General features: G+C 69.1%; 17 protein-coding genes. 7 read left to right on the plus strand and 10 right to left on the minus strand.

The features are described 5' to 3' along the window. Nucleotides 1–8: 8 nt before the first annotated feature. Genes mtnC through ABS41_RS00535 form a run of 3 tightly spaced genes read right to left on the minus strand, consistent with a single transcriptional unit; the run spans nucleotide 9 to nucleotide 1,884 of the window. Complete coding sequence (gene mtnC / locus ABS41_RS00525; protein ID WP_290588894.1) at nucleotides 9–698, minus strand: acireductone synthase; 690 nt, start codon at nucleotides 696–698, stop codon at nucleotides 9–11. Continuing rightward, on the minus strand, nucleotides 695–1,252 hold the full coding sequence (locus ABS41_RS00530) for an acireductone dioxygenase (protein WP_290588897.1): 558 nt from the start codon (nucleotides 1,250–1,252) through the stop codon (nucleotides 695–697). The genes mtnC and ABS41_RS00530 overlap by 4 nt, the downstream gene beginning before the upstream one ends. Continuing rightward, nucleotides 1,249–1,884 carry a methylthioribulose 1-phosphate dehydratase gene (locus tag ABS41_RS00535; RefSeq protein ID WP_290588901.1) on the minus strand — a complete coding sequence of 212 codons (636 nt, stop codon included), beginning with the start codon at nucleotides 1,882–1,884 and terminating at the stop codon, nucleotides 1,249–1,251. The genes ABS41_RS00530 and ABS41_RS00535 overlap by 4 nt, the downstream gene beginning before the upstream one ends. A 123-nt stretch (nucleotides 1,885–2,007) precedes the next feature. Between ABS41_RS00535 and ABS41_RS00540 the strand changes: the two genes are divergently transcribed. From ABS41_RS00540 to ABS41_RS00565, 6 genes are all read left to right on the plus strand, one after another. Continuing rightward, complete coding sequence (locus ABS41_RS00540; protein WP_290588904.1) at nucleotides 2,008–2,325, plus strand: high-potential iron-sulfur protein; 318 nt, start codon at nucleotides 2,008–2,010, stop codon at nucleotides 2,323–2,325. A gap of 81 nt (nucleotides 2,326–2,406) precedes the next feature. Beyond that, nucleotides 2,407–3,687, plus strand: coding sequence for a DNA recombination protein RmuC (locus tag ABS41_RS00545; protein ID WP_290588907.1), 1,281 nt, complete (start codon nucleotides 2,407–2,409; stop codon nucleotides 3,685–3,687). Beyond that, on the plus strand, nucleotides 3,684–4,319 hold the full coding sequence (locus ABS41_RS00550; protein WP_290588910.1) for an exopolysaccharide biosynthesis protein: 636 nt from the start codon (nucleotides 3,684–3,686) through the stop codon (nucleotides 4,317–4,319). The genes ABS41_RS00545 and ABS41_RS00550 overlap by 4 nt, the downstream gene beginning before the upstream one ends. A gap of 95 nt (nucleotides 4,320–4,414) precedes the next feature. After that, on the plus strand, nucleotides 4,415–5,968 hold the full coding sequence (locus tag ABS41_RS00555; protein WP_290588913.1) for an alanine/glycine:cation symporter family protein: 1,554 nt from the start codon (nucleotides 4,415–4,417) through the stop codon (nucleotides 5,966–5,968). A 158-nt stretch (nucleotides 5,969–6,126) separates the two neighbouring features. Beyond that, nucleotides 6,127–6,924, plus strand: a complete 798-nt coding sequence (locus ABS41_RS00560; protein WP_290588916.1) for an ATP-grasp domain-containing protein — start codon at nucleotides 6,127–6,129, stop codon at nucleotides 6,922–6,924. Nucleotides 6,925–6,944: 20 nt separating this feature from the next. Continuing rightward, nucleotides 6,945–7,331 carry a hypothetical protein gene (locus tag ABS41_RS00565; RefSeq protein WP_290588919.1) on the plus strand — a complete coding sequence of 129 codons (387 nt, stop codon included), beginning with the start codon at nucleotides 6,945–6,947 and terminating at the stop codon, nucleotides 7,329–7,331. A 2-nt stretch (nucleotides 7,332–7,333) separates the two neighbouring features. On the opposite strand, the gene ABS41_RS00570 is transcribed toward ABS41_RS00565, so the two are convergent. Genes ABS41_RS00570 through nhaC form a run of 3 tightly spaced genes read right to left on the minus strand, consistent with a single transcriptional unit; the run spans nucleotide 7,334 to nucleotide 11,721 of the window. Continuing rightward, the gene (locus tag ABS41_RS00570) at nucleotides 7,334–8,689 is read right to left on the minus strand and encodes a sodium-dependent transporter (RefSeq protein ID WP_290588922.1); all 1,356 of its coding nucleotides are present in this window, start codon (nucleotides 8,687–8,689) and stop codon (nucleotides 7,334–7,336) included. Between the two features lie 23 nt (nucleotides 8,690–8,712). Continuing rightward, the gene (locus ABS41_RS00575) at nucleotides 8,713–10,200 is read right to left on the minus strand and encodes an amino acid permease (RefSeq protein ID WP_290588925.1); all 1,488 of its coding nucleotides are present in this window, start codon (nucleotides 10,198–10,200) and stop codon (nucleotides 8,713–8,715) included. A gap of 33 nt (nucleotides 10,201–10,233) precedes the next feature. Further along, the gene (gene nhaC / locus ABS41_RS00580; protein ID WP_290588929.1) at nucleotides 10,234–11,721 is read right to left on the minus strand and encodes a Na+/H+ antiporter NhaC; all 1,488 of its coding nucleotides are present in this window, start codon (nucleotides 11,719–11,721) and stop codon (nucleotides 10,234–10,236) included. 98 nt (nucleotides 11,722–11,819) lie between these two features. Here nhaC and ABS41_RS00585 point away from each other — a divergent pair, with 98 nt between their 5' ends. Beyond that, the gene (locus ABS41_RS00585; RefSeq protein ID WP_290588932.1) at nucleotides 11,820–12,365 is read left to right on the plus strand and encodes an NUDIX hydrolase; all 546 of its coding nucleotides are present in this window, start codon (nucleotides 11,820–11,822) and stop codon (nucleotides 12,363–12,365) included. Here ABS41_RS00585 and yeiP read toward each other — a convergent pair. The 4 genes from yeiP to ABS41_RS00605 all read right to left on the minus strand — a co-directional run bounded on the left by yeiP (nucleotide 12,362) and on the right by ABS41_RS00605 (nucleotide 17,363). Next, nucleotides 12,362–12,901, minus strand: a complete 540-nt coding sequence (yeiP, locus tag ABS41_RS00590) for an elongation factor P-like protein YeiP (RefSeq protein WP_290588935.1) — start codon at nucleotides 12,899–12,901, stop codon at nucleotides 12,362–12,364. The two genes, ABS41_RS00585 and yeiP, sit on opposite strands and share 4 nt — an antisense overlap. A gap of 16 nt (nucleotides 12,902–12,917) precedes the next feature. Continuing rightward, the gene (locus ABS41_RS00595) at nucleotides 12,918–13,685 is read right to left on the minus strand and encodes an SDR family oxidoreductase (RefSeq protein WP_290588937.1); all 768 of its coding nucleotides are present in this window, start codon (nucleotides 13,683–13,685) and stop codon (nucleotides 12,918–12,920) included. A gap of 125 nt (nucleotides 13,686–13,810) precedes the next feature. Next, nucleotides 13,811–16,402, minus strand: coding sequence for an EAL domain-containing protein (locus tag ABS41_RS00600; RefSeq protein ID WP_290588939.1), 2,592 nt, complete (start codon nucleotides 16,400–16,402; stop codon nucleotides 13,811–13,813). Nucleotides 16,403–16,469: 67 nt separating this feature from the next. After that, a complete protein-coding gene (locus ABS41_RS00605) occupies nucleotides 16,470–17,363 on the minus strand; it encodes a hydroxymethylglutaryl-CoA lyase (protein ID WP_290589219.1) in 894 nt (297 codons plus the stop codon). Nucleotides 17,364–17,365: the final 2 nt, after the last annotated feature.

A 17,365-nucleotide genomic window follows, 5' to 3' on the forward strand; every position in this document is an offset into this window, starting at 1 on the left:
GCGCCGCGTCAGGGGGTGATTTCAGCGAAGGACTCGACGCGGGCGTGGCCGTGGGTGGCCTCGCCGGTGCGCGGCTGCGGGTAGTCCTCGCGGCGGTCGAGCAGCACCGTGTCCAGGCCCGCCTCGCGGGCGGCGTCGAGCTCCTCGACCACGTCCGACAGGAACAGCACCTCGCCGGCCGGTACGCCCAGGGCCTCAACGATGCGGCGGTAGCTGCCTGCCTCGCGCTTGCCGCCGACCTCGGTGTCGAACCAATTCGAAACGATGGACGTCAGGTCCCCGGCATCGGAGTGGCCGAAGAAAAGCTTCTGCGCCGGCACGGACCCCGAGGAATACACGCTGATCGCATGCCCCAGCGCGTGCCACTTCCGCAGCGCCTCCACCGCATCCGGATACACGTGCGCGGTGAAATCCACCCGCCCGTAGCCGTCCTTCCACACCATGCCCTGCAGCGCCTTGAGCGCGGTGTGCTTTCGGTCCTCGTCGATCCAGCCCTGCAGGGTCTCGACGATCATCGCGTCGTGGCACAGGCCGCCGTTCTCGGCCGCCACCTGGTCCAGCCAGCGCCGCACCGCGGGCTCCTGGCCGTGCGCCGCCACGAAGGCGGGCAGGGCACGCCGCGCATACGGGAACAGCACGTCCTTGACGAAGGAAATGCTGCTCGTCGTTCCTTCGATGTCGGTCAGGATGTGCTTCATCCCGCCTGGCCCGCCTCGTAACGCGGGAAGCGCCGGGCGATGTCGGTGCCGGTGAAGTGGCCGACCCAGCCGTCGGGGTGGGTGAAGAAGCGGATGGCGATGAAGCTCGGCTCCGGGCCCATGTCGAACCAGTGCGTGGTGCCGTCGGGCACGCCGATCAGGTCGCCGGCCTCGCAGCGCACCTCGTAGACCTTGCCGTCCACGTGCAGCGAGAACAGGCCCGAGCCGGCCACGAAGAAGCGCACCTCGTCTTCCTTGTGGTAGTGCTCGTCGAGGAACTTGGCGCGGGCCGCGTCCTTGTTCGGGTTGTCGGGCGCGATCGAGACCACGTCCACGCTGTTGAAGCCGTTTTCGGCCACCAGCTTGTCGATGTCGGCGCGGTAGGCGGCCATCACCTCGTCGGGCGAGGCGCCCGGCTGCACCGGCGCGGCGGCCTGCCACTGCTCGAAGCGCACGCCGATGGGCTTGAGCCACTCGGCGATCAGGGCCTGGTCCTCGGTGGCCGACAGCGGCGCGGACGGATCGGTGTCGTCGAAGATGCGAAGGCGGCTCATGCGTTCAGTCTCCTCAGGTCGAGTTCGCAGGCGAGCAGGAACTCGAAGGCTTCCAGGTGGCGGCGGGCCTCGGCCATGTCCTTGCCCCAGGCGTACAGGCCGTGGCCGTTGATCAGGTAACCCCACATCGGCTGCTGGTCGAGCAGGGTCTCCACCCACTCGGCCAGTTCGGGCATGTCCTGGGTGTTGGACAGCACCGGCACGTCCACCGCCATTTCGTGGGTCTGGTTGCCCGCGAAGGCCTTGAGCAGCTCGTAGCCCTCCAGGTGCACGTGGCCCTGGGCCGCGTAGAGGCGCGAGGCCACCGTCTGCACGTGCGAGTGGGTGTGCAGCACGCAGCCGATGTCCGGGTAGCGGGCGTACAGCTGGGTGTGCAGCAGGGTCTCGGCCGAGGGGCGGTGGGCGGTGGCCACCGGCCTGCCGGCGAAATCGACCACCATGATGTCGGCTTCGGTCAGCCGGCCCTTGTCGCGGCCGGAGACGGTGATGGCGGCGTGGCGCTCGTCGAGCCGCATCGAAAAATTGCTGCTTGTCGCCGGGGTCCAGCCCAGGGCGGACAGCTCGCGGGTGTTGGCGACGATTTCGGCGGCCCGCTGGGCCAGCCGCGCCGGGTCGTAGGGCAGGTTGGTCATGCCCGCAGTTTAACGCCCGTCCCGGCCCGCGGGTGGCTTGACCTGCATCAACACATTGTTTACCTCCACGGGACTACACTGGGCCCAGCCATCGGAAACCCCTCCGTAGCCAAGGAAGCCACCATGAGCAACGTCAACACCTCCCGCCGCGGTTTCATCCTCAAGGCCGCCATGCTGGCCGCGGTGCCCTTCGTCGCCCCGGCGCTGATCGGCCAGGCCGCCGCGCAGGAGCTCAAGCCGCTGCCGCTGGACAACCCCCAGGCCAAGGCCCTGGCCTACGCGCTGGACTACAAGAAGGTCCAGCACCCGGCGTTCAAGCCCGACAGTAACTGCGCCAACTGCCAGTTCTTCACCGCCGCCACCGGCGCCTGCACGCTGTTCCCGGGCTTCTCGGTCCCGGCCGAGGCCTGGTGCAGCGCCTGGGCCAAGAAGGCGGGCTGATCCCGCCCCCGGGGCCGGTCTCGGCCCCTGAGACAGCCTGCCGGCTAGAATCCCCGGTATCGCCTGATGCCGGGGATTGCTTTGTCCGCCACTGAAACCACCTTCCTGCTGCTGGGCCTGCTGCTTGGCGCCGGCCTCGCCGCCTTCGCCGTGGCCCGCATGGCCCGTGGCCCGCGCGAGGCGCTGGCGGCCGAACTGCGCGAGGCCCGCGCGGCCCACCAGGCCGCCGAGGCGCGCGCCGCCGCCGCCGAGGCCCGGGCTGCCGCGCTCGATGCCCGCCTGCAGGCCGAGCAGGCCGCCGCCGAACAGCGCCTGCGCGACCTCGAGGGCAGCCGCGAGCGACTGAAGGCCGAGTTCCAGGCCCTGGCCGCCGAAATCCTCGAGGACAAGTCGCGCCGCTTTGGCGAGCTCAACGCCAACCAGATCGGCCAGCTCATCACCCCGCTGCGCGAGCAGCTGGGCGATTTCCGCAAGGCCGTGGCCGAGGCCTACGAGAAGGAAGGCCGCGAGCGCACCACGCTGCAGGCCGAGCTCAAGCAGCTGCTCGAGCTCAACCGCCAGCTCAGCGACGATGCCGGCCACCTCACCCGCGCGCTCACCACCGACAACCGCACCCAGGGCTACTGGGGCGAGCTCAAGCTCGAGCGCCTGCTCGAAAGCGCCGGCCTGGAGAAGGGCCAGCAGTACCTCACGCAGGAGAGTTTCAAGGACGAGCACGGCGACCGTTACCGCCCGGACGCGCTGCTGCTGCTGCCCGAGGACCGCCAGATCGTCATCGATGCCAAGGTGGCCCTGCTCAACTACCAGCGTGCCTGCGGTACCGAGGACGAGGCCGAGCGCGAGCAGTTCCTCGGCCTGCACACCGCCGCGCTCAAGGCCCACGTGCGCGAGCTGGGCGAGAAGGACTACAGCCGCCTGCACGGCCTGACCAGCCCCGACCTGGTGCTGATGTTCGTGCCGGTGGAGGCGGCCTTCCTCGAGGCCCTGCGCCGCGACCCGGGCCTGTACGACTACGCCTTCGAGCGCAAGATCATCCTGGTCGGGCCGAGCAACCTGCTGGCCTCGCTGCGGCTGGTGGCGCAAATCTGGCGCACCGAGGCGCAGAACAGCAATGCCAAGGCCATCGCCGAACGCGGCGCGGTGCTTTACGACAAGTTCGTCGGCTTCGCCGAAGACCTGGGCAAGGTGGGCGAGGCCCTGGACCGGGCCCAGAAGGCGCACCAGGACGCCCTGGGCAAGCTCTCCTCGGGGCGCGGCAACCTGGTGCGCCAGGCCGAGATGCTGCGCAAGCTGGGCGTGGCCCCGTCCAAGCGCCTGCCGCCGACGCTGGCGGCCAATCCGGGCGAGGATGCCGACGAATGACTGCTCCCGTGATCCAACCGCCGCCGGCTGATTCGCTGGGCGAGCAGCTGCGTGCCGCCATCGACCGGCTGCCTTCGGGCCCAATGAGGCTGGGCGAGGTGGTGGACATCTTCGGCGACGAGGGTCTGCTGTTGCTCACCGCGCTGATGGTGCTGGTGTTCCTGGTGCCGGTCTCCATCCCGGGCGTGAGCACCGTCTTCGGCGGCGCGATCCTGCTGGTGGGCCTGAGCCGCCTGCGCGGCCGACCGCTTTGGCTGCCGGCCAAGCTGCGCGAGCGCGAGCTGCCCGGTGCCAAGGTTCGCGCGGCGCTCGAGACCGGCCTGGTGTGGGCGCGCCGCTTCGAACGCATCAGCAAGCCGCACCGCCTGGCCTGGCTGGTCGTGGGCCGCGGCTGGCGCCTCACCGGCGACCTGGCCTTCACCAGCGCCGCCGGCCTGCTGATGGCCCCGCTCGGGCTGGTGCCCTTCAGCAATACGCTGCCGGCCATCGCGCTGCTGCTTTACGCCATCGGATTCATCCAGCGCGACGGCGGTGCGGTGCTGGTGGGCCACCTGGCCCAGGTGGCCACGGTGGCCTACTTCGCGTTCCTGGCGCTGGGCGGGGGCGCGGCCCTCTCGGCCCTGTTCGGCTGAGCGCGGCCCGGGCCCACGCCGCCTTCACGCCGCGTGGGTGGGCAGGGCGGCCCTGCTCGGGTTAGGCTCGCCCCTGGCTTGGAAGGAGCTGCAACATGCTGAAGCAATTGATGATGGTCGCCCTGCTGTGGCTGGCCACGGGAACGGTGGCCATCGCCCAGGAGGTCGCCGCCGACGCCGCGGCGCCGCAGACGATCGCACAGAAGATCGACGCGGCGGTGCGCCCGGTCGCCGACGCCGTGTCGGGCGGCATCTTCTACTCGGTGCGGGTCGCCGGCACCGATGAGTCCCCGGTGATGTTCCCGCTGATCGTCGGCTGGCTCATCCTGGCCGGCCTGGTGTTCACCCTCTACTTCCGCTTCATCAACGTGCGCGGCTTCGTGCACGGCTTCAACCTCATCCGCGGCAAATACACCGATCCCAACAGCGACCATGCCGGCGAAGTCAGCCACTTCCGCGCGCTGACTTCGGCGGTGTCGGGCACGGTGGGTTTGGGCAACATCGCCGGCGTGGCGGTGGCCATCACCATCGGTGGCGCCGGCGCCACCTTCTGGATGATCCTGGCCGGCCTGCTGGGCATGAGCTCGAAGTTCGTCGAGTGCACGCTGGGCGTGATGTACCGCCTCGAAAAGCCCGACGGCACGATTTCCGGCGGCCCGATGTATTACCTGCGGCGCGGCATCGCGGAGAACTACCCGCGCCTGGCCGGCCTGGGTGCCGTGCTGGCCTTCGTCTTCGCCATTTGCACCATGCTCGGCGCCATTGGCGCGGGCGCGATGTTCCAGGCCAACCAGGCCTATGCGCAGCTGGCCAACGTCACCAACAACGCCATCCCCAATGGCGCCCTCTGGTTCGGCCTGGTCTATGCCGTGCTCGGCGGCGTGGTCGTCATCGGCGGCATCACCCGCATCGGCAGCGTCACCGCGCGCCTGGTGCCGGGCATGGCCGCGCTCTACCTGCTGGGCGCGCTGTTCGTCATCCTGGTGAACCTGCCGGCGGTGCCGGGCGCCCTCATGGCCATCATCGACGGTGCGTTCACCGCCGAGGGCGTGACCGGCGGCGTCATCGGCGCGCTGATCCAGGGCTTCCGCCGCGCCTCGTTCTCGAACGAAGCCGGCCTGGGCTCGGCGGCCATCGCCCACTCGGCGGTGAAGACCAAGGAGCCGGTCACCGAAGGCTTCGTCGCCCTCTGGGAGCCGTTCATCGACACGGTGGTGATCTGCACCATGACCGCGCTGGTGATCATCATCACCAACCAGCACGTGGTCGGCGGCGCCGACGGCGTGCAGCTGACCTCGAATGCCTTCGCGACGGTGGCCCCGTGGTTCCCGTACGCACTGGCGGTGGTGGTGCTGCTGTTCGCCTTCTCGACCACCATCACCTGGGCCTATTACGGCGCCAAGGCCTGCAGCTACCTGTTCCGCGAGTCGAAGGTGGCGCTCTACGGCTTCAAGTTCTTCTACCTGGCCATGGCCGTGGTGGGCTGCACCATGCCGCTGGGCAGCATCGTCGACATCGCCGACGCGCTGCTCTTCATCATGGCCATCCCCAACCTCATCGGCGTCTACCTGCTGATGCCGGTGGTCAAGAAGCACCTCGACAGCTACTGGGCCCGCCTCAAGTCCGGCGAAATACGCCCCCACGCCTGACGCTTGGCGCTCCCATAGGAGCGCCTTCAGGCGCGAAGCTCCACCCAAACGGCGCGGCAACCCCGCGCCGTTTGTTTTGGCAGGCGCGATTGACGCGTGTCCTCCCACGCATGAACACTGCCGTTGCCCAAGCCGGGCGCGCCAGGGTCGGAGACGTCATGATTCGCCTCATCTATCCGTGCGATCCATTGGACGTGAAACAGCCGGACGAGAGTTACGCGGAGGAATACTTCGCGGCGCGCGCGACGGGGCTCATGTGTTCCGTCTTCTCGTTTGAGGACCTCGAACGAGGAGTGTTCCGACCGGCTCCGCGGCTGGATGCGGGTGATCGCGTTCTGTATAGAGGGTGGATGCTCGATCCTGCCGGGTACGGAAGGCTCTGTGAGTTGGTCGCAAGGGCAGGTGCCGAATCCGTTATCTCCCCGGAGGATTACCTTCGCTGCCACTATCTCCCGAGCTGGTACGAGGCCTGCCGGGACCTGACGCCACCGACGGTCTTTCTCGCCAGGACGGCGGATTTTGCCAGCGAGCTCGCGCCATTGGGATGGCCAAAGTACTTCGTGAAGGATTACGTGAAGTCCCTGACCACGGCGCGTGGCTCGGTTGCGGACACGCCGGCGCAGGTGGCTGAGGTCGTGGACCTGATTGAGAAGTTCCGTGGAAGGATCGATGGAGGCATATGCGTCAGGCGCTTCGAGGAGCTCGATCCCGACACCGAGGAACGTTACTTCGTTGCTGCCGGCACCGCATTTGCGCGTGATGGGAATGTCCCCGACATCGTGCAAGCGGTTGCGTCCAGGATTGCGAGCCCGTTCTTCAGCGCGGACGTAGTGAAACGGAAGGATGGAGTGCTTCGACTGGTGGAGCTGGGGGACGGCCAGGTGTCGGACCGGAAGAAATGGTCCACCAGTCGCTTCATCGAAGTTGTTTCCGCGGTTGGCAAAAAGCTTTCCTGATCAGTGCCGGAGTTGGATGAATGAAATGGATCCTGTCGATCGTGCTTGTTGTGTCACTTTCGGCCAATGTTTGGCTCAGCTTCCATCTGCTTGATGCGGGCGTCACCCAGGCTTACATGGGGGACTCGATTCAGAGAAACCGGACTGCGCTCCTGCAGTGCATCGCCGTCACCAATGACCACCTCAAGACCGGTGCGCGAAGGGACGCGCTGATAGCCCGGGCGCAGGCAGTCGCCGGCGACTATCCCCTGTTCTCAAACGACGACCACTGGTGGATTGGCCCATTCGGTATGCGTTGGGACGAGGACGGGAAGCTTGTATCTGTTGCGGAGTGGGAAACCGTGTACCAACAGATCAAGAAGGAAGGGCTGGTGATGCCCCCGGGCGCGAATGGTGACGGTGGCTGAAATCAGCCGAAGAGCTTCATGTAGAGGATGACCAGGACCATGCCGGGGGCGAGGACGCCGCAGAGGAACTTCCAGATGCCGAAGCCGGTGTCGCTGAGGTGCGAGAGCTCGCTGCGGCTGATCTGCTTGCCGAGGAACCAGGCGGCGTAGATGGCGATCAGCAGGCCGCCGACCGGCAGCATCAGGTCGGAGGCGATGAACTCCACCGCGCCCTGCAGGTCGCGCCCGAAGATGCGCACGCTGGCCCAGACGTTGAAGCCCAGCGCCGTCACCAGGCCCAGCGCCCAGATGCCCACCGCCGCCAGCAGCGCGGCCGACCTGCGGCTGAAGCGGCCCTTTTCGACGATGAAGGCCGTGGGCGGCTCGAGCAGCGAGATCGAGGACGTCCACGCGGCCACCGCCAGCAGCACGAAGAAGGCCACCGCATACGGGATGCCGAAAGCCATGTCGTTGAAGGCCAGCGGCAGCGAGGTGAAGATCAGGCCCGGGCCACCTCCCGCCGGGTCGAGTCCGAAGGCGAACAGCACCGGGAAGATCGCCAGGCCCGCCAGCAACGCCACCGAGGTGTCGGTGATGGCCACCGTGGTGGCCACGCGCGGGATCGAGATGTCCTTGGGCAGGTAGGCGCCGTAGGTCATGATGCCGCACATGCCGAGGCTCAGCGAGAAGAAGGCCTGGCCCAGCGCCGCCAGCCAGGTGCTGCCGGTGACCTCGCTGAAGTCGGGCGTGAACAGGAACTCGAAGGCCTGGCCCACCTTGCCCGTGCTGATGCCGTAGGCCAGCAGGCCCAGCAGGATCAGGAACAGCAGCGGCATGAGGAACTTCACCGCGCGCTCGAGGCCCTTTTCCACGCCCATGGCCACCACGCCCACAGTGAGCAGCATGAACACCGTGTGCCAGAACACCAGGGTGCCCGGGCTGCCGAGCATGGCGCCGAAGGTGGCGCCCGGGTCGGTGATGGGCGCGCCGCCGAAGATCTGCACCACGTAGAGCCAGGCGTAGTGCAGGGTCCAGCCGCCGACCACGCTGTAGAAGCTCAGGATCATCACCGCCGCGACCAGGCCGATCCAGCCGATCGCCACCCAGCCGCGCGAATGACCGCCTTCGGAGGTCAGCTTGCGCAGGGTGTTCACCGGGCTCATGCGCCCGTGCCGACCCATCAGGATCTCGGCGGCCATGATCGGCAGGCCCACCAGGGCGATGCAGCCCAGGTAGATCAGCACGAAGGCGCCGCCACCGTTGTCGCTGGCCAGGTAGGGAAAGCGCCAGATGTTGCCCAGGCCCACCGCCGAGCCGCTGGCGGCCAGGATGAAGGCCAGGCGCGAAGACCACATGCCGTGGATCGAGTTTCCCTGCATTGGGTGTTTGCCTCCTCGGTGGTTCAGCGGCCCTGGCGCAGCAGGCTGTGCCGGTAGCCGTAGCAGAAGTAGATCGTGAAGCCGATCGCCGTCCAGGCGCCCAGCAGCACCCAGTTGTACCAGCCCATGAAGAACACCAGGGCCAGGCACGACAGCGCGCCGAGCACCGACACCACCGGCGCGAACGGCACGCGGAACGGACGCGGCAGTTCAGGGCGCGTGCGGCGCAGCACCAGCACGCCGATGCAGACCGTGGCGAAGGCCAGCAGGGTGCCCATCGACACCAGGTCGCCCAGCACGCCCAGCGGGAAGAAGGCCGCCAGCAGCGCCGCCACGATCGCCACCACCACGGTGGCCTTGTGCGGCGTGCCGAAGCGCGGGTGGGCCTTGCCGAAGAACTTGGGCATCAGGCCGTCGCGCGACATGGCGAAGAAGATGCGCGGCTGGCCCATCAGCATCACCAGGATCACCGAGCTCAGGCCGGCGACGGCGCCGATCTCGACCGCGAGCTTGAGCCAGGCCAGGTCGGCATAGGGCTCGAGCGCGGTGGCCACCGGCTTGGCGGTGCCCAGGTCGGTGTAAGGCACCATGCCGGTGAGCACGGCGGCGACGGCGATGTAGAGCAGGGTGCAGACCACCAGCGAGCCGAGAATGCCGATGGGCATGTCGCGCTGCGGGTTCTTGGCCTCCTGCGCCGCGGTGGAGACCGCGTCGAAGCCGATGTAGGCGAAGAAGACGATCGAGGCGCCGCGCAGCACGCCCTCGATGCCGAAGCGGTCGCCGCCTTCGTTCTCGGGGATGAAGGGAACCCAGTTGTCGGGGTTGACGTACTGCATGCCAAAGCCGATCAGGGCCAGGATGACCACCATCTTGATCGCCACGATGACGGCGTTGGCGGTGGCCGACTGCTGCATGCCCACATAGCAAAGGGTGCCCACCGCGCCGATGATCAGCACCGCCGGCAGGTTGAACAGCGCGCCCGTCAGCACGAGTTCGCCGTTGGTGTAGGTGAACGGCGCCGAGGCCAGCCAGGCCGGGAAGGTCCAGTCCATGCCGGCCATGCCTGCCAGGTTCTCCAGCAGGCTGATGGTGTAGGCCGACCAGCCCACGGCGACGGCCGAGGCGGCGAACAGGTATTCAAGCACCAGGCTCCAGCCGACGAACCAGGCCACCGCCTCGCCGAGCGTGGCGTAGGTGTAGCTGTAGGCGCTGCCAGAGACGGGGATCATGGCGGCGAACTCGGCGTAGCACAGGCCGGCGAAGGCGCAGGCCAGGCCGGCGAGCACGAAGCTGAGCATGATGGCCGGGCCGGCGTGGTTGGCCGCTGCCTGGCCGGTCATCACGAAGATGCCCGCGCCGATGATGGCGCCGATGCCCAGCAGCACCAGGTGCCGCGCGGTGAGTACGCGCTTGAGGTTGGCCTCGCCGCGCAGCGAGCCTTCGACGGGCTCGCCGGCGTCGACGTGCGCCGAGGGTGCCACCGGCTTGACGATCAGCAGATTCTTGAACATGGGTGTTCCAGGGTGTGGATTGCGTGGTGGGACTCAGCGCTCGCTGCGGCGGGCCACGACGGCCTGCGGATCGAACCTGAGGATCTTGAAGCCGGCATAGGCCAGGATCGCGGCCAGCACCGGGTTGATGAGGTTGAACAGCGCGTAGGGCAGGTAGTCGAAGGTGGCCACGCCCAGCGTGGCGGCCATGTAGGCGCCGCAGGTGTTCCAGGGAATCAGCGGCGAGGTGATGGTGCCGGCGTCCTCGAGCGCACGCGAAAGGTTCTCGGGGGCGAGGCCGCGCTTTTCGTATTCGCTCTTGTAGATGCGGCCGGGCAGCACGATGGCCAGGTACTGGTCGGCAGCCAGGATGTTGGTGCCGAAGGCCGTCACCAGCGTGGCGACGATCAGCGAGCCGGTGGAGCGGGCCATCCTGAGCACGCTGCGGATCAGGCGCTCGAGCAGGCCTACCTTCTCCATCACCGCGCCGAAGGTCATGGCGCAAACGATCAGCCAGACCGTGTTGAGCATGCTCGACATGCCGCCGCGGTTGAGCAGGTCGTCCACGGCCGCGTTGCCGCTTTCGCCCTTGTAGCCGTCGAACAGCGCCGTCCAGGCACCGGAAAGCAGGGCCATCGGGCGCGAGAGGGCCTCGTTGCCGGCCAGCTTCACCACCAGGTCGGGCTGGAACGCCACCGCGAATACGCCGCCTAGCAGGGCGCCGATGAAGATGGTGGGGAAGGCAGGGAAGCGGCGGATGGCCAGCACGAACACCACCGCCAGGGGGATGAGCAGGTGCGGACCGAGGCTGAACTGCTTTTGCAGCTCGTTCGACAGGTCGCCAAAGCCCACCGCAGCGGTGCCGGCCTCGGCGCCCAGGCCAAGCACGGCGAAGCCGATGATCGCCAGGGCGAGGCTGGGCAGGGTGGTCCAGGTCATGTGCCGCACGTGTGCGAACAGCTCGCCGCCCGCGGCGGCCGGCGCCAGGTTGGTGGTGTCCGACAGTGGCGAGAGCTTGTCGCCGAAATAGGCGCCGGAAATGATCGCGCCGGCGGTGATGGCCACGTCCAGGCCCATGCCCTGGGCGACGCCGATCAGCGCCACGCCGAGCGTGCCGGCCACGGTCCACGAGCTGCCGATGGTCAGCGCGACGATGGCGCACACCAGGCACACGGCCGGGTAGAAGTAAGAAGGATGCAACACGGCCAGGCCATAGTGGATCATCGTGGGCACGGCGCCCGAGAGGATCCAGGTGCCGATCAGCGCACCTACGGCCAGCAGGATCAGGATGGCGGTGGCGGATATCGAGATGCCGCTGATGATCGCCTCCTGCACGTCGTCCCAGCGCATGCCGTTGCGCAGGCCGACCAGGGCGGCCACGCCGGCCGCGAGGAGCAGCGAGATCTGGTTGGCGCCGTAGGAGGAGTTGTCGGCGTAGAGATAGACGCCCAGCGGCAGCAGGATGAACAGCACCAGCAGAGGCAGCAGGGCCTGCAGCAGGCTGGGTTCGCGGGCCATCGTGGCCGGCGCGGTCTGGCTCATGTTTCACTCTCTCCCCAGAGGTAATCGGCCGAGTGTAACCGAGCCCGGGCCTGCTGCGGCTAGACTGGTGGCCCATTCGCCGCCGTACCGGATCCTGCATGACCGACGCCCCGCCGCTCGCCGCCTCCCTGGCCGACTACCGCCGCCGCCGCCCGGAGGAGGGCGCGGTGGTTGAGCTCTTCGAGTCCCTGCTGGCCGACCCGGGCCCGGTCTACGAGCGTCGCCGCCTGGCCGGGCATTTCACCGGCTCGGCCTGGGTGGTGAGCTCGGATGGGCAGCGGGTGCTGCTGACCCACCACCGCAAGCTGGGCCGCTGGCTGCAGCTGGGCGGGCACGCCGACGGCGACCCGGACCTGGCGCAGGTGGCGCTGCGCGAGGCGGAGGAGGAGTCGGGGCTGGCGGACCTGGTGGTCCAGCCGGGAATCTTCGACCTCGACCGCCACGCCATCCCGGCCCGCGGCGCCGAGCCGGAGCACTGGCATTACGACGTGCGCTACGTGGTGCGCGCCACCGGCAGCGAGGTGTTCGCCGTGGGCGAGGAGTCGCTGGACCTGGAGTGGGTGCCGGTGGTGCAGATCGCCGAGGATCCGACCTCGGACGAGTCGCTGCGGCGCATGGCCGCCAAGTGGCTGGGGCGCGCCTAGGCGCGCCCCACCAGGATCTTCTCGCCGTTGGTGATGTACTCGGGAACCATGATCTCGATGCCCGTGCTCAGCTTGGCCGGCTTCGGACGCTTGGTCGCCGTGCCGCCCTTCAGTTCCGGCGGCGTGTCCACCACTTCCAGCACCACGCTCGGCGGCAGCAGCACGGCCACCGGCTGGTCCTCGATCAGCTGCACGTAGCAGCCTTCCAGGCCCTCGGTGATGTAGCCGGCCGCGTCGCCCACCACGTCGGCGTCGAGCTGGTAGGGCGTGTAGTCCTCGGCGTCGAGGAAGACGAAGGCGCTGCCGTCCATGTAGCTGAAGGTGCTGGCGCGGCGGCTGAGCTCGACCTCGCGCAGCTCGTCGTCGGCGCCGACGCTCAGGTCGTACTTCACGCCGCCGGGCACGCTGTACATGGTGAAGCGGAACTTGACGTTGCCGCCGCGGCCCTGCGGCGAGCTGCGCTCGATGTCGCGCACCTGGTAGACGGTGCCGTTGTGCTCGACGACGTTGCCCTTCTTGATCTCGGAAGCTTTCATGGGGTGCTCGGGTGGGTTACTTGGGGGCGAGGCGGACAGCGCCGTCGAGGCGGATGGTCTCGCCGTTGAGGTAGCGGTTGGACAGGATGTAGGCCACCAGGTCGGCGAACTCCTCCGGCCGGCCCAAGCGCGACGGGAACGGGATAGACGCCGAAAGCGACTGCTGCACGGCCTCGGGCATGCCGTCCACCATCGGCGTCCAGAAGATGCCCGGCGCCACGGTGTTCACGCGGATGCCGAAGCGCGCCAGCTCGCGCGCCATCGGCAGGGTCATGCCCACCACGCCACCCTTGGACGCCGAGTAGGCGGCCTGGCCGATCTGGCCTTCGTAGGCGGCCACGGAAGCCGTGTTGACGATGACGCCACGCTCGCCCTCGTCGGCTTCATTGTGCTGCATCAGGTCGGCGGCGGCCTTGGCCACGTTGAAGCTGCCGACCAGGTTCACCATCACGGTGGTCGCGAAGTTCTTCAGCGGCATCGGCGCGTCCTTGCCCAGCACGCGGCCGGCGCCGAGGATGCCGGCGCAGTTCACGGCAGCGTTGAGCCCGCCCATGAATTCCTTGGCGGCGGCGACGTTGGCGGCCACCTGGGCCTCGTCGGTGACGTCGGTGCGCCAGTAGCGCGCGTTTCCGGCGCCCAGCGCGGCCACGGCCTCGGCGCCCTTGTCGTCGTTGATGTCGAGCAGCGCCACCTTGGCGCCCGCGCCGACCAGGTGCCTGGCCACGGCCAGGCCCAGGCCGGAAACGCCGCCGGTGATGACGGCGCGGGTGTCCTGGATCTTCATAAAACCCCCGGTTTCAGGAAACCCCGGATTCTACCGTGACCGGTTTGGGGACAGGTGCATTTTTCGTCCCTGGAGCGCCCGGCAGGCGGGGCGCCCCGGCGGCGAAAAATGCACCTGTCCCCGGCTCAGCCGTGGAGAGGGGCGCCGCCGTTCTGGCGCAGGTAGGCGGCCAGTGCGTCGGGGTCCAGGGCGGCGCTGAAGAGGAAGCCCTGGCCGGTGCGGATGCCCAGGCCCAGCAGGAACTCGCGCTGGGCCGACGATTCCACGCCCTCGGCCACCACTTCCAGGCCCAAGGCCTGGGCGATGCCGGCCACGGCCTGGCAGATGGCGGCGTCCGAGTCGTTGCCCGGCACGCCGCGCAGGAAACCCTGCGAAAGCTTGAGCCCGTGGATGGGCAGCCGGCGCAGGTAGTTGAGCGCGCTGTAGCCCTCGCCGAAGTCGTCGATGGTCAGCACCACGCCCAGCTGGCGCAGGCCCTCGAAGGTGCGCACCGTGTCGGGCGCGTCCTCGATCAGCACGCGCTCGGTGAACTCGAGCTCCAGGCGCTCGCCGGGCAGCTGGTTCTCGGCCAGGGCCTGGCCGACCACCTGCAGCAGTTCCTCGTTGAGGAACTGGCGGTAGGAGACGTTCACCGCGATGCGCCCCGGCGCGTTGCCGGCGGCAATCCACGCGGCCATCTGCCGGCAGGCGGCCTGGATCACCCAGGCGCCGATGCGCACGATGTCGCCCGTGGTCTCGGCGTGGTTGATGAAGTGGTCCGGCGGCTGCTCGCCCAGGATCGGGTTGAACCAGCGGATCAGCGCCTCGGCCGAGCGCACCCGGCCGTCGGCCAGGTCCACCAGCGGCTGGTAGACCAGACGGAACTCGCCGTTGTCGAGCGCGCGCCGCAGCTGCGCCTCCACCTGCACGCGATCGTGCTGCTGGCGGGCGAGCTCGGGCGTGAAGTTCTGCCAGGTATTGCGGCCGCGGTGCTTGGCGGCGTACATGGCCGCGTCGGCGTTGTTCACCAGCTGCTGTACGGTCTTGCCGTGTTCCGGGAAGCGCGCCAGGCCCACGCTGGTGGTGATGGTGAATTCCTCGCCGGCGTAGCGGAAGCCCTCGCCGAAGGCGCGGGTGATCAGCTCGGCCAGGCGTTCGCCCGCGGCCGGGTCGCGGCGGGTGTCGGCCAGCACCAGGAACTCGTCGCCGCCGAAGCGCGCCAGCACGTCCTGCTCGCCCACGCAGGCCTCGAGGCGCCGCGCCGCGTTCACCAGCAGCTGGTCGCCCGCGGCGTGGCCCAGCAGGTCGTTCACCAGCTTGAAGCGGTCGAGGTCGATGTACACCACGGTCACGCCTTCGCGCCCTTCGGCCACGCGCCGCTCGAGCTCGGTGAGCACGCCGTCGCGGTTGAACAGGCCCGTCAGCGCGTCGGTGCGGGCCTGGCTGCGCAGCGCTTCCTCGATCTGCCGGCGCTGGGTGATGTCCTGGAGGATGCCGGTGATGCGCGCGGTCATCGGCGCGCGGCCCTCGGACTGGCCGATCAGGCGCGCCCAGTGCGAGCGTCCGTCGGGCGAGCGCATCTGGATTTCCATGTCGAAGGCGCCGCCGTCGCGCAGAACGCTCTCCAGCGCCGCCTCGACCTTGCCGCGGTCGGCCGGCACCACGTGCATCAGCGCATCTTCGAGGTTGACCGGCGGGTCGTCGCTGCGGCCGATGATGCGCAGGGTTTCGTCGGTGAGGTAGAGCCGTCCGCGGCCGCCGTCCCACTCCCAGCCGCCGATGCGCGCCAGCGCCTGGGTGCGCAGGAACAGCGCGCTGTCGCGCTTGAGCTCGGTGACGTCGGAAAACAGCGAGATCACCTGGTAGGGCGTGTCCTCGCCGGGCCGGAACTGCGGCACCGAGGTGGCCGTGACCCAGGTCAGCTGCTTGCGCTGCACGTGGTAGAGGCCGAGCAGGGTGGACTGCACGAACTTGCCGGTCTTGAGCGCGCGCAGCGGCGGCATCTCGCCGAAGCGGATCGGCCAGCCGCGGTGGTCCACCACCAGCCAGTCCTGCCAGTGCAGGCCGGCGGTGACGTCGCGGTCCTCGTCGAGGCCCAGCAGGCGCATGCCGGCGGCGTTGGCCGAGAGCACGCGGCCCTCGTGGTCCTGCACCAGCACGCCCTTGTCCATGGCCGAGAGCAGGGCGTTGTAGTTCTGCTCCGCCTCGCGCCGCCGCGTGAGGTCGCGGGCGACGGCGATGATGAACTGCTGCGCGCCGTCGACGAAGCGCGCCGAATGCACCTCCACCGGGAAGCGCGTGCCGTCCTGGCGCATGTTGTAGACCTCGACCACGTGGGTCTGGTCGCGCGCCAGGGCTTCGAGCACCGGCGCCATGTGGTCGTCGGGCAGGTCGGGGTTGATGGCGTGCACGAGCCGTCCGACCAGTTCTTCGCGCGGACGGCCGTAGGCCTTCTCGCCGGCGATGTTGAGGTCGACGATGCGGCCGTCGGTGTCTATCAGGCTCACCGGGTCGGGCACGGCGTTGAACAGCTCGCGGTAGCGCAGGCGGGCGCTTTTCGCCTCGCGGCGCGCTTCATGCAGGGCGGCCAGCAATTGCGAGAGCAGCACCGGGTCGTCGCAGCCGCGGCCCTCCGCCAGCAGCGCTTCCAGGCGGCTGACCAGGGCTTCGTGCGCGGCGGCGGAGGCCGCCTCGTCGCCGTCGCCATTCAGGGCGACGGGTTGCTTGCCTTCATCCATGCCAGCGTCGGCCGACGGCCCCCGGGTGCGTTGGCCCGAGCATACACCGGCCCCGCGAACGCCGGCTTCAGGCCCCGGGCTGGGCCAGGGTGACCTTGCTGCCGGAGGCGCGGCCGAGCAGGGCGGCCAGCCAGCGGCCGGTGTCCACCAGCCCGGGCAGGTCCACGCCGGTCGCGATGCCCATGCCCTCGAGCATGTAGACCACGTCCTCGGTGGCCACGTTGCCGCTGGCGCCCGGGGCGTAGGGGCAGCCGCCGGTGCCCGACACGGCCGAGTCCACCACGGACACGCCTTCCTCGAGGCAGGCCAGGATGTTGGCCAGGGCCTGGCCGCGGGTGTCGTGGAAATGGATGGCCAGCGCCGCCATCGGCACTTCGGCCGCCACCGCGCGCAGCATGGCCCGGGCCTTGCCGGGCGTGCCGATGCCGATGGTGTCGCCGAGCGAGACTTCGTAGCAGCCGGCGTCGTGAAGGCGGCGCGCCACCCGCACCACGTCGGCCAGCGGCACCTCGCCCTGGTAGGGGCAGCCGAGCACGGTGGAGACGTAGCCGCGCACCTTCACCCCGTCGGCGCCGGCGCGCTCGAGCACGGGCAGGAAGCGCTCGATGCTCTCGTCGATGCCCGCGTTGATGTTCTTGCGGTTGAAGGCCTCGGACGCGGCGCTGAACACCGCCACTTCCTTCGCGCCCACCGCCAGCGCCCGCTCGTAGCCCTGCAGGTTGGGCACCAGCACCGGGTAGCTCACGCCGGGCGCCTTGCGGATGCCGGCGAACACCTCCGCGGCGTCGGCCAGCTGCGGCACCCACTTGGGGCTGACGAAGCTGGTGGCCTCGATGCTGCGCAGGCCGGTGGCCGAGAGCCGGTCGATCAGCTCGATCTTGGCGGCCGCCGGGATGATGGCCTTCTCGTTCTGCAGGCCGTCGCGCGGGCCGACCTCGACGATGCGCACCGCGGTGGGCAGGG

The organism is Arenimonas sp. SCN 70-307 (genome assembly GCF_001724815.1).
In the GTDB taxonomy this organism is placed as follows: Bacteria; Pseudomonadota; Gammaproteobacteria; order Xanthomonadales; family Xanthomonadaceae; genus Arenimonas.